The following is a 12,232-nucleotide window of genomic DNA, read 5'->3' on the forward strand; positions in this document are numbered from 1 at the left end:
GCGGATAAACAGCGGATTGACTTGCATCGCTCAAAGGCGGTGCTGCTCATTGTAATGAGAACGTAATCTGTATGAGAGATTACTGCAAGTCAACTCGCGCGACGGGCGAAAAAAAGCCGCGCGGATCCGAAAATCCGTGCGGCTCGTATTCAAGTGCTTCTGTCAGTCGCGTTGTCTAGTTGTCCGTTGCTTCCGTTGTTTCCCGTTGCGTTCTCTCGCGCTTGTTATGCGCTTGTTACGCGCTTGTCACGCTAGTTAGCGTCAGGCCGGCAGCGCAAAGCTGGAAATCGCTTCGCGCAGAACGCCCACCTGGTCTTTCAGCGAATGCGCGGCGGCCGCGGCCTGTTCCACGAGCGCAGCGTTCTGCTGCGTGACCTGATCCATTTCCCCGACCGCGCGATTCACCTGCTCGATCCCCGCGCTCTGCTCGCGCGACGCGTTGCTGATTTCCTCGAGGATCTCGTTCACGCGACGCACCGATTGCACGATCTCGCCCATCGTCGAACCCGCGTTGGACACGAGCGATGCGCCTGCTTCCACGGTAGTCGTCGACGTTTCGATCAGCGCCTTGATCTCCTTGGCGGCCGTGGCCGAGCGTTGCGCGAGGCTGCGCACTTCGGCGGCGACCACCGCGAAGCCACGTCCCTGTTCGCCCGCGCGGGCCGCCTCGACTGCGGCGTTCAGCGCGAGAATGTTAGTCTGGAACGCGATGCCGTCGATCACCCCAATGATGTCGCCGATCTGCCGCGAGCTCGTCGTGATCTCGCCCATCGTACGGACCACGTCGTCGACGACGCGGCTGCCGCGCGTGGCGACGTCCGCGGCCTGACCCGCGAGTTGTGCCGCTTGCAGCGCGCTGTCGGCGTTCTGCTTCACATTGACCGTCATCTGATCCATGCTCGACGCCGTCTGCACCAGCGCGGCCGCCTGCTCCTCAGTGCGCTGCGACAGATCGGTATTACCCGCGGCAATTTCGCTCGCGCCGATGTTGATGTTTTCGGTGCCGGTACGAACGCGCGAAACGGTGTCGACGAGACCCGCCTGCATGGTCTGCAACGCATGCAGCAGGCTGCCCGCGTCGTTGTCCTTGACCGGCACGCGCGTCGCAAGGTTGCCGCGCGCCATCAACTGCGCATGTTCGACGGCCACTTCCAGATCGCCGCCGAGCGAGCGGCGGATGCTGCGCAACACGAGCAGCATGATGGCCGTAGCAACAGCGCCGAGTGCGACGGTGATGGCGAGCCAGCGCAGGAGACTTGAATAAAACGCGCGCTGCACGTCGTCCATATACATGCCGGTGACGACATACCAGTCCCACGGCTGGAAGTGCATCGCATAGCTCGTCTTGGCCACGGGCTTGTCGCTGCCGGGCTTAGCCCACAGATAGTCGACAAAGCCGCCGCCTTCGCGATTGCCTGCGTTGACGATATCCACGAACAGATGGTTGCCCGCTGGATCGGTGAATTGCGCCAGGTTCTTGCCGACCATCTCTTTCTTGAACGGATGCATCAGCATGACCGGCTGGGAATCGTTCACCGAGATGTAGCCGTCCTTGCCGTAGCGCATCGCCTCGATCGTTGCGAGCGCCTGCTTCTTCGCCTCGTCCTCGGTGATGACGTGCTGCTGCGCCAGCGTGTAATAACGGCTCACCACGTGGTTCGCCTGATCGATCAGCGACGTGAGCTGATCGCGCCGGTCGGCAATCATCGACGCACGGTTTTGCCATGCACCGAAGCCGCCGATCAGGATCAGGCCGAACCAGAGGACGGCGATCATTGAGGCCAGTTTTTTGTTCAAAGTCATAGCAATGGGTCGTGCTTTCACAAAGGGTCGATCGGTTGGCTGTTTGCTTTTCGCTGACTGTGTTTACGGCAGTCGCAAGGAGTCTCCTGAGGCAGGGGAAACCCGCTGTTTTAGCAGGGGTTTTGTCTGACTAAATGACCTCTGCGGCTTTGTAAGGCGACGAGTCGCCTGTTTATTAAAAATGCAATGAAGTTTGAACGCGGTAATCAATTAATCGTGAAGCGTTATTCAACTGTATTTCGCGATTAACACGATTTTCATTGGAATACGCTTGTTGCAATTTGCGTCGCTGGAGCACGCCGATTCGGCTGCCAGCGCGTGGGGACAGGGTGTCCTGTCAAGTTTCCACAAAACGCCAATTAACTCCAAAGGCCACGTGGCTGTGGATCTCTGCAAAAATCGACACATTTTTCCACTTAACAGCAAGGCCGAAAAAGCAGAGCCGTCTAAATGACCAATAAATGAAAATTCCGCTATAGTCGCCATTTTCCAGTCGCCAGCCGGGCAAAAAGAGCGCCAATAAGCCCGCCACAAGGAGTACCGAAAATGAATGCCCGCGAACCCGCCTTCGTCTCCGCTTCACGCAGCGCACGTCTGCGTCAGATGCTTGTCAGCAACGAACTCGAATTCATGATGGAGGCCCATAACGGCCTGTCCGCCCGCATCGTGCGCGAAGCAGGTTTCAAGGCGATCTGGGGCTCGGGCCTCGCGATTTCCGCGCAATTCGGTGTGCGCGACAACAACGAAGCAAGCTGGACGCAGGTAGTCGACAACCTCGAATTCATGGCCGACGCAAGCGATCTGCCCATTCTGCTCGACGGCGATACCGGCTACGGCAACTTCAACAACGTGCGCCGCCTCGTGCGCAAGCTGGAACAACGCGGCATTGCCGGCGTGTGTATCGAAGACAAGCAGTTCCCGAAAACGAATAGCTTCATTAACGGCGAAGCGCAGCCGCTCGCCGATATGGACGAATTCTGCGGCAAGATCAAAGCCGGTAAGGACTCGCAGTCGGACGAAAATTTTTCGATCGTGGCGCGCGTGGAAGCGCTGATCGCAGGCTGGGGCATGGACGAAGCGCTGCGCCGCGCGGAAGCTTATCGTCGCGCCGGCGCCGACGCGATTCTGATTCACAGCAAGCTCTCGCGTCCCGACGAAATTCTCGAGTTCGCGCGTGAGTGGGCGGGCCGTGGGCCGCTCGTCATCGTGCCGACCAAGTACTACAGCACGCCGACCGAAGTGTTCCGCGAAGCCGGCATCAGCACGGTGATCTGGGCGAACCATCTGATTCGCGCGGCGACCTCGGCCATGCAGGCGGTTGCACGAGAAATCCATACGAGCGAAACGCTCGTCAATGTCGAAGACCGCATTGCCGGCGTCAACGAAATTTTCCGCTTGCAGGACGCCGACGAATACTCGGAAGCGGAAGACCGCTATCTGTCGAGCGGCCGCGCGGCGAGCGCAGCTGTCGTGCTTGCGGCGAGCCGCGGCAAGGGCCTCGAAGCGGTCACTCAGGACCGTCCGAAGGTCATGTTGCCGATCGCCGGTAAGCCGCTGTTGCGCTGGCTGGTCGACGCGTTCAAGAAGCAGGGCGTCAACGACATCACCGTGGTAGGCGGTTATCGCGCCGATGCAATCGACACGGCCGGTATCAAGCTCGTGGTCAATGACAAGCATGCGGAAACCGGCGAACTCGCATCGCTTGCGTGCGCACTCGACAAGCTCGCGGGCGACACGCTGATTTCGTACGGCGATCTGCTGTTCCGCAGCTATATCCTGCGCGATCTGGTGGAGAGCGAGGCGGCGTTCAGCGTCGTGGTGGATTCGTCGTTGACCGATGCGGAAAACGCGAGCGTACGCGACTTCGCATGGTGCTCGTCGGCCGACGACCGCGGTCTCTTCGGCAACAAGGTGCTGTTGCGTCACGTTTCGAGCGGGCAGCAGGCGTCGTCGGAGATTGCCGCGCAAACGCCGCATGGCCGTTGGGTCGGTCTTCTGAACGTGCGTGGCGAAGGCTGCGAGCGTCTTCGGGCGGTCATGCAGCAGTTGCAGGCGCGTGCCGATTTCGCGTCGCTCGACATGCCCGCTTTGCTGAACGCGCTGATCGAGGCCGGTGAATCGATCGAGGTGCAATACGTGCACGGCCACTGGCGCGGTGTGAACGATCTCGAAGACTTCCGCCGCGCCGGCGACTTCGCGCATGGCCAGACGCCGCTCGCGGCGTCGGTCGGCACGCAGGCAACGGATTCCGCGAACGGAGCCGCGCAATGATCGAGGCGGCACAGTTCGTCGAGGCGGCGCGCGATCGCGGTTTCGACTGGTACGCGGGCGTGCCGTGCTCGTATCTGACACCGTTCATCAACTACGTGTTGCAGGACGAGTCGCTGCATTACGTGTCGGCGGCGAATGAAGGCGACGCTGTCGCGCTGATCGCGGGTGTCGCGCTCGGCGCGCGCGATGAGCGTGGTGGAGGCACACGCCGCCGCGGCATCACGATGATGCAGAACTCCGGGCTCGGCAACGCGGTGAGCCCGCTGACGTCGCTCACGTGGACCTTCCGTTTGCCGCAATTGCTGATCGTCACGTGGCGCGGCCAGCCCGGCGTCGCCGATGAACCGCAGCACGCGTTAATGGGTCCCGTCACGCCCGCGATGCTCGACACGATGGAAATTCCCTGGGAGACCTTCCCCACGGAAGCCGACGCAATCGGCCCGGCGCTGGATCGCGCCATCGCCCACATGGACGAAACGGGCCGCCCGTACGCGCTCGTCATGCAAAAGGGCAGCGTCGCGCCGTACGAGTTGAAGGCCGGCGCCTCCAGCGAGCGTCGCGTGCCGGCGACGGCGCGTTCGCAGTTCGCCAACGTGGCCGCGAGCGAACTCGCGTCGCGCCATGACGCGCTGAAGAAGGTGATCGCGCATACGCCGATCGAGTCGACGGTGGTGCTGGCGTCGACGGGTTTTTGCGGGCGCGAGCTTTACGCAATCGACGATCGTCCGAATCAGTTGTACATGGTCGGCTCGATGGGCTGCGTAACGCCGTTCGCGCTGGGTCTGGCACTCGCGCGGCCGGACCTGCATGTCGTCGCGCTCGACGGCGACGGCGCCGCGCTGATGCGCATGGGCGCCTTCGCAACGCTCGGCGCATACGGGCCGTCCAATCTCACGCACGTGCTGCTCGACAACGGCACGCACGACTCGACCGGGGGACAGGCGACGGTGTCGTCGCAAGTCTCGTTCGCAGGTGTCGCGGCGGCGTGCGGGTATGCGTCGGCGGTCGAAAGCGACGATCCGGCCGTGCTCGACCAGTTGTTCGAATCGGCCCCTCTCGACGGCCCGCGCTTTGCGCGCCTCGTGATTCGCCGCGGCACGCCTGACGGCTTGCCGCGTCCCGCCATCACTCCGCCCGATGTGAAAACGCGCCTGATGCGCCACATCGGCGCCGTGTGAAGTCAAAGTAAAGGAGCGCCCATGCTGCTGCTCAATCCCGGTCCGGTGACGCTCACCGAACGTGTTCGCAACAGCCTGTTGCAGACGGACCTGTGTCATCGCGAAAGCGAATTTTTCGACTTGCAGGAAGAGGCGCGCACGCGTCTCGTCGACCTGTACGGTCTCGACGCGAGCGAATGGCAAGCGGTGCTGATGACAGGCTCCGGCACGGCCGCTGTCGAAAGCATGACGGCCGCGCTGGTGCCGCAAAACGGCAAGCTGCTGGTGGTGGAAAACGGCGTGTATGGTGAGCGCATTTCGCAGATCGCCGCGCAGTACGGCATCGCGCACGAGTCGCTCAAGCACGACTGGATGCAGGCGCCCGACCTCGCGAAAATCGCCGAACGTCTCGACGCGGACAAAGCGTTCACACATGTTGCCGTGATTCATCACGAGACGACGACGGGGCGTCTGAACGACCTTGCGGCGTTGGGCACGCTGTGCCGTGCTCGCGGCTTGCGGTTGCTGGTGGACGGCGTGAGCAGCTTCGGCGCCGAAGCGATCGATTTCGCCGACGCGAGCCTCGACGCGGTCGCCGCGACGGCCAACAAATGTTTGCACGGCGTGCCGGGTGCCTCGTTCGTGCTGGTGCGCCGCGCCGCGCTCGCGCAGGCGGCGAGCCGCACGTACTACCTCGACCTCGGGCGGCTCGCGCGCTTGCAGGATCAGCGCAACACGCCGTTCACGCCGTCGGTTCATGCGTACTACGCGCTCGTCGAAGCACTGCGCGAGATCGCCGACGAAGGCGGCTGGCGCGCCCGTCATGCGCGTTACGCAGCGCTCGCGGAACAGGCGCGCGCGGGACTGGCCGAGCGCGGCATCGGCAGCGTGCTGGCGCCGGCGGAATCGTCGGTGGTGTTGCGTGCATACCGGCTGCCGAACGGCGTCACGTATCCGCAATTGCACGATGCGCTGAAGGCGCGCGGATTCGTCATCTATGCGGGACAGGGCGGGCTGTCAGCCGAGCTGTTCCGTATTTCGACGATGGGCAATATCCACGCCGCCGACATCGACCGGCTGTTGCAGGGCTTTACCGAACTGACGCGCTGAGCGCTGCGCAGCAGGCTCACACAGGGTCTTTGTCCGGCGGCCCTTCGGGGCGCTGCGGCTCTTCGGTGTGATGACCGGGCGATGGCGGCGTCAACGGATCGCCTTCCGGATCGCGGGTCGGATCGGCGTTAGGGTCGGGGATCGGGCTTGTATGCATGTCGTAGCTCATGGCATCACCTGTGGTTGAGAACTCTGCGATAGCGGGATTGCGTCCGGCGTTCTCTTCAAGCGTAGACGCTTCCTGTCAGGCTTGACCGCCAGAGTTGCTGCGCTGATCGTCCTGTTACTTCTTCACGCGACGGCCGACGGTGAGGTGCCAATAGCGCTCGGCGGCAAAAACATCCTCATAGTTGCCGGCGCCGAACGCGCGCAACTGGCTCTGATACGCATTGACCGCTTCGCGCTTGATCTGTCCGCGGCGCTGTGCGTCGATCGTGTGTCCGGCGCTCGGATTGGCCGGCGTCGCCACGATGCCGCGCTGCGCGAGATCGGCAAGCCGTGCCTGCACGACACCCGGCGTGCGCCGGTGAATGGCTTCTTCGTAGCCGAACCATTCGAGATGCGACAGGCGCGGCAGGATCTCGCAGCATGCTTCGAATACGCGCACATGGTCGTCGTGAAACAGGCCGAGCGGCATCAGCAACGTGTTCGCCGTGGTTCGGTAAATGGTTTCCTCTAACGCCGCTGCCATTTTGCTGATCGACGGCGAGTCGGAATACTGACTGTCGCGAAACGGCATTCGCAGCGGAATTGCATCGAGCAATTCAAGCGCGCGATTGTCTTCGAGCGTGCGCTCGTGTATCGCCTCATGTGCGTCGCTGAAGCCCGACTTTTCGTCCCATTCGGTACGCATCGTATGCTCGGGCGGCGCGGCGAAGACCGTACAAACCGCAGCGTCGGGATGCGCGGCGAGCAATGCGCCGCAACTGAAGACGGCGTCGTCGAAATGAGGTGACACGATGAAAAGGCGCGGACTGGTTTCGCTCATGGGAAGTCGGGTGGGTTCGGAACGTGCGCCGCGTGAGCGGCGTAGCGTTGCGTGACAATCGCGGCGTCACATCAGCTTAGGCGGAATTGGAGCGAGTTGCGCGGCTGATTCGCAGTCTACGAACGGTTCCGATTGCATCGAGCATTAATCATGTTCCGCGCAAGCCTCATGCCTGAGACCCTTTCGCTTTCAGCGGGCGGTCAACGCAGAGCCCGCAAATCGTCGGGCGTGTCTATATCGCGCAAGATTCCGGCGTCGTCGACATCTAGCCTCATGACGCGATCGGAGCCGAGCAACGAGCGCGCGCCGCTGTCGCCGTCGAGGCGCAGCAGCGCGTCGCGGTAGTCCACGCCGAACCCTACGGGATGGCCGCGCTGCCCGTCGTAAAACGGCGCCACGATCGGCGCGCCGCCGTCGAGCGCGCGAGCCACCGCTTCGATCGTGGTGATCTCGATGCGCGGCATGTCCGCGAGCGCGACGATCCAGCCCTCGGCGTCCTCGCTCGCCTGAATACCTGCAGCGAGGCTTGCGCCCATGCCGCGTTCGGCTCCGGGCGCGAACGCCACGTCGCAGCCCACATCGTTCAAAAGCCGCGCAAGCGCTTCAGCGCCCGGCCGCACCACGGCCAGCACGTGCGGCACGACCCTCAGTAGCCGGTGCGCCGCTTCCTGCGCGACCGGCGTGCCGTCGGGCAGCCGCGCAAGCAGCTTGTTTTGCAGACCGTGCGGATCGAAGCGGGAGCCGATCCCGGCCGCGAGCAATATGCCAGTGGCGAGCGACGCGTAAGCCATGGATGGGCACCGTTGAGTAAGATGCCACCGATTGTGCGGCGCAACGCACCGCGAGGCAAGCGGCCCGCGCAGCGCGCTCAGACCTGCGTCGTCGTCATCACCTTGTCGAGCGTTATCGGAAGATCGCGCACGCGCACACCGGTTGCGTGGTACACCGCGTTGGCAAGCGCGGCGCACACGCCCGTAATGCCGATTTCGCCGATGCCCCGCACGCCAAGGGAATTGATGTACGGGTCGGGCCGGTCGAGGAACGTGATATCCAGCGCGCCGATGTCTGCATTCACTGGCACGTGGTACTCGGCGAGATTTGCGTTCGTGAAACGCCCATAGCGCGTATCCAGCGAGGTTTCCTCCTGCAACGCTGCACCCACGCCCCATACAATGCCGCCGAGCATCTGGCTGCGCGCGGTTTTCTCGTTGAGCACGCGACCCACGTCGTACACGCCGACCACGCGCGGCACGCGAATCGTGCCGAGGTCCGCGTCCACATGCACTTCGACGAACACCGCGCCGAACGAGTGAAACGAGTACTTCTGCTTCTCGCCGCCCGGCTTGACGGTGGACGTCGCTTCGATCGGTTTGCCGCCGGAGCGCGCAACGATCGCTGCCGCCGGATCGCGCTTCGACGGTTGCGAGCGGCTCGTTACCCAGCCGTTCTCCACGGTGATGTCGTCGAGCGCCATGCCGTGCACGGGCGACGCAGGGTCCGCCAATGCCAGCGCGATGAGCCGCGCGCGCGCCTCGGTCGCGGCGTCGCGCACGGCCGGCGAAACGCTCGCCGCCGATTGCGAGCCGCCCGACACCGGCGCCTTTGGCAGCGACGAATCGCCGAGCGCAAAGTGGATGTTTTCCGGCGCGAAGCCAAGCGCGTCCGCGGCGACCTGGGTCATCACCGTGTACGTTCCAGTGCCGATGTCCTGCGTGCCCGAGGCCACCATCGCAGTGCCGTCGGGCAAGATCCGCGCGATGGCGCTCGCTTCGCTGCGATTGGCCGGGTAGGTGGCGGTCGCCATGCCCATGCCAATCAGCGTATTACCGTCACGCATGGAGCGCGGTGCGGGGCTGCGCCGCGACCAGCCGAATTTTTCCGCGCCGATCTGATAGCACTCACGCAACGACTTGCCCGACCAGGGCTTGTTTTCCTGCGGATCGGCTTCCGCATAGTTCTTCAGGCGCAGCGCTAGCGGGTCCATTTTGAGCGCGACCGCCAGTTCGTCCATTGCGGATTCCAGCGCAAACGAGCCGGTCGTCTCGCCCGGCGCGCGCATGAAGGTCGGCGTGCCGACGTTGAGCGGCACGAGCCGGTGCGTGGTCACCTGGTTCGGCACCGCATACAACATACGCGTGACCATGCAGCACGTCTCGGTCCAGTCTTCGATCATGGACGTGTTCGAAATGCTGTCGTGACGCATGGCGCTCAGCGTGCCGTCGCGCCGCGCGGCCAGCACGAGGCGCTGTTCGGTGCGCGGACGTGCGCCGACCGGACCGAACATTTGCGGCCGCTCGAGCACGAGCCGCACCGGACGCCCGGTCTGTTTCGCGGCCATTGCGCACAACGACACATGCGACCAGGACGAGCCCTTGCAGCCAAATCCGCCGCCGACGAACGGCGAGATCACGCGTATGTCGCCAGGTGAAATGCCGAGCGTTCGGGCCACCGCCTGCGCTTCGCCGCTCACGCCTTGGGTCGAATCGTAGAGCGTAAGCTGCGGGCCGTCCCAACGCGCCATGGTCGCGTGCGGCTCCATTGGATTGTGATGCTCGATGGGCGTCGTGTAGGTTGCGTCGATATGCACCGCGCTGTTCTGCATGCCGTCTTCGAAGCTGCCACGCTGCGTATCCGTTTGACGCCCTTGCGGCTTGTCCGGCGCATGTGCATTTGCCTTCGCCTGTGCGAAGTCGAGCGTGGCCGGCGTGCTCTGATACGTGATGCGCAACCGGCGCGCGGCATCGGTCGCATGTTCGAGCGTATCGGCGACGACTACGGCCACCGGCTCGTTGTTGTAATGCACCTGGTTGTCCTGCAGGAGCGACAGTCGACGCCCCGCAGGCGGGGCCAGTTGCGCCTTGCCGCCGTTCGGCAGACGCGGCGCGTTCTGATGCGTCATGACGAGCAGCACGCCGGGCACGGCCTGCGCGCGGCTTGCATCGATCGACGCAATCGTGCCGCGTGCAATCGTGCTCGTCACGAGCACCGCATGGGCGAGACGCGCTTCCGGAAATTCCGCGGCATAGCGTGCTTTGCCGGTTACTTTGAGAAGACCGTCGATGCGGTCGAACGGTTGACCGATCAGCGTCATGCGACACCTCCTGCGCGGCCGGCGGCCTGATTCACTGCACGCACGATCGCGCGTTGCGCGAGCTGCACCTTGAAGCGGTTGTCGGCGAGCGGCCGGGCATCGCGCAATGCAGCGGCAGCGGCGTTGGTGAGCGCGGCTTGTGTCAGCGGCTGTCCGTTCAGCATCTGTTCCGCTGCACTCGCGCGCCACGGTTTGTGCGCGACGCCGCCCAATGCAATGCGCGCGGTCTGCACGCGCTCGCCGTCCATCTGCAAGGCAGCGGCCACCGAGACCAGTGCGAATGCGTAACTGGCGCGGTCACGCACTTTCAGGTAGTGCGAATGTGCGCTGAAAAGCGGTGGAGGCAAATCCACCGCGGTGATCAGCTCGCCGGGCCGCAACGTGGTGTCGACATCGGGTCTGTCGCCCGGAAGCCGATGAAATTCGGCGAACGGAATGCTTCGCTCCCCGGCCGGGCCGTTCACGCGGACCACCGCATCGAGCGCGGCGAGCGCCACGCTCATGTCTGACGGGTTGACCGCGACGCACTGCGGACTCGCGCCGAGAATCGCGTGCATGCGGTTATGCCCTTCGAGCGCCGCGCAGCCGCTGCCCAATACGCGCTTGTTGCACTGGGAAAAAGCGGTGTCGTAGAAGCATGCGCAGCGGGTACGTTGCAGCAGATTCCCGCCGACCGTCGCCATATTGCGCAATTGCGACGACGCGCCCGACAAGAATGCTTGCGATAACAACGGATACTGTTCGCGCACCAACGCGTGGTTCGCGGCGTCGCTATTGCGCACGAGTGCGCCGATGCGAATGCCGCCGTCGGGCAGCGTCGTCACGCCGTCGAGTCCGCCGATATGCGTGATGTCGATAAGCCGCACCGGCCGCTCGACACCCCCCTTCATCAGATCAAGCAGATTCGTGCCGCCGCCGATGAATACCGCGCCCGGTTGCTGCACGGCGCGCACTGCGCCGGCGACATCGGCGGCGCGTTCGTAGGTAATCGCATCCATGCCGTCGCTCCGTTACGCGTTGTCGCGGTTATCGTGGTTATCGCGATGGTCACGATGGTCGGCGCCAGCCGTGCCCGCATTCTGACCACTGCCTTCATGCGCCGCGCGTATCGCGGCAACGATATTTGAATAGGCACCGCAGCGGCAAATGTTGCCGCTCATGCGTTCGCGAATCTCTTCGTCGGAAAGTTTGGCGGGACGTTGGCGCACATCGGCGGTCACAACACTCGCCGTGCCGTTACGAAACTCCTGGAGCAGAGCGGTCGCCGAGCATAGCTGCCCGGGCGTGCAGTAGCCGCACTGAAACGCATCGTGTTCGATGAACGCGCGTTGCAGCGGGCTCAATGCACCATTGCTCGCGAGCCCTTCGACCGTGGTGATGGTCTCGCCTTCATGCATGACGGCGAGCGTTAGACATGAATTGATGCGGCGTCCGTTGGCGATCACCGTACAAGCGCCGCATTGTCCGCGGTCACAGCCTTTCTTGGTGCCCATGAGACCCGCGTACTCGCGCAATGCATCGAGCAAGGTCACGCGCGGCTCGAGTTGCAACGTATACGCACGGCCGTTGACGTTCAATTCGACGGGGCGTGGCGGCACGGGAGCAGGAGCCTGCGCGGGTGGCGGTACAGATGTTTGCGCTTGTGCGCGAAGGTGCGGTGCCGCACCGACAGTCGCGGCTGCTGCAGCCGATTGTAGAAAACGGCGACGAGAAGGTTGGTGCAAGGCGGCGGCTTCGTCACCCGGATCATGACATTCGTTATCTGTTGCCATAACGTTCTATTGACTCCGCTGAAAGGTCAATGCAGGCTGA

10 protein-coding genes are annotated in these 12,232 nt (G+C 63.6%); 3 read left to right on the forward strand and 7 right to left on the reverse strand.

All coding sequences use genetic code 11. From position 1 onward, the window contains the following. Positions 1–261: 261 nt before the first annotated feature. Positions 262–1,803 (reverse strand): methyl-accepting chemotaxis protein, encoded by a 1,542-nt coding sequence (locus H281_RS0115600; RefSeq protein ID WP_027804636.1) that lies wholly within the window; start codon positions 1,801–1,803, stop codon positions 262–264. A 546-nt stretch (positions 1,804–2,349) separates the two neighbouring features. Here H281_RS0115600 and aepX point away from each other — a divergent pair. Genes aepX through H281_RS0115615 form a run of 3 tightly spaced genes read left to right on the forward strand, consistent with a single transcriptional unit; the run spans position 2,350 to position 6,341 of the window. Beyond that, on the forward strand, positions 2,350–4,074 hold the full coding sequence (gene aepX / locus H281_RS0115605) for a phosphoenolpyruvate mutase (protein WP_020068063.1): 1,725 nt from the start codon (positions 2,350–2,352) through the stop codon (positions 4,072–4,074). After that, positions 4,071–5,252 carry a phosphonopyruvate decarboxylase gene (gene aepY, locus H281_RS0115610; RefSeq protein ID WP_020068064.1) on the forward strand — a complete coding sequence of 394 codons (1,182 nt, stop codon included), beginning with the start codon at positions 4,071–4,073 and terminating at the stop codon, positions 5,250–5,252. The genes aepX and aepY overlap by 4 nt, the downstream gene beginning before the upstream one ends. Before the next feature lie 21 nt (positions 5,253–5,273). Beyond that, positions 5,274–6,341, forward strand: a complete 1,068-nt coding sequence (locus tag H281_RS0115615; RefSeq protein ID WP_020068065.1) for a 2-aminoethylphosphonate aminotransferase — start codon at positions 5,274–5,276, stop codon at positions 6,339–6,341. 16 nt (positions 6,342–6,357) lie between these two features. Here H281_RS0115615 and H281_RS36870 read toward each other — a convergent pair whose 3' ends face one another. From H281_RS36870 to H281_RS0115645, 6 genes are all read right to left on the reverse strand, one after another. Then, a complete protein-coding gene (locus H281_RS36870; RefSeq protein WP_164701897.1) occupies positions 6,358–6,510 on the reverse strand; it encodes a hypothetical protein in 153 nt (50 codons plus the stop codon). Between the two features lie 114 nt (positions 6,511–6,624). Further along, a complete protein-coding gene (locus H281_RS0115625; RefSeq protein WP_020068067.1) occupies positions 6,625–7,329 on the reverse strand; it encodes a PIG-L family deacetylase in 705 nt (234 codons plus the stop codon). 200 nt (positions 7,330–7,529) lie between these two features. Continuing rightward, positions 7,530–8,120, reverse strand: coding sequence for a nucleotidyltransferase family protein (locus tag H281_RS0115630; protein ID WP_020068068.1), 591 nt, complete (start codon positions 8,118–8,120; stop codon positions 7,530–7,532). Between the two features lie 77 nt (positions 8,121–8,197). After that, entirely contained in the window at positions 8,198–10,420 is a 2,223-nt protein-coding gene (locus H281_RS0115635; protein ID WP_020068069.1) for a xanthine dehydrogenase family protein molybdopterin-binding subunit, read from the reverse strand. After that, the gene (locus tag H281_RS0115640; RefSeq protein WP_020068070.1) at positions 10,417–11,418 is read right to left on the reverse strand and encodes an FAD binding domain-containing protein; all 1,002 of its coding nucleotides are present in this window, start codon (positions 11,416–11,418) and stop codon (positions 10,417–10,419) included. The genes H281_RS0115635 and H281_RS0115640 overlap by 4 nt, the downstream gene beginning before the upstream one ends. Positions 11,419–11,430: 12 nt before the next feature. Next, the gene (locus H281_RS0115645) at positions 11,431–12,192 is read right to left on the reverse strand and encodes a (2Fe-2S)-binding protein (RefSeq protein ID WP_027804637.1); all 762 of its coding nucleotides are present in this window, start codon (positions 12,190–12,192) and stop codon (positions 11,431–11,433) included. Positions 12,193–12,232: the final 40 nt, after the last annotated feature.

Origin of the sequence: Paraburkholderia caledonica (genome assembly GCF_000383275.1) — a bacterium.
Classification (GTDB): Bacteria; Pseudomonadota; Gammaproteobacteria; order Burkholderiales; family Burkholderiaceae; genus Paraburkholderia; species Paraburkholderia caledonica.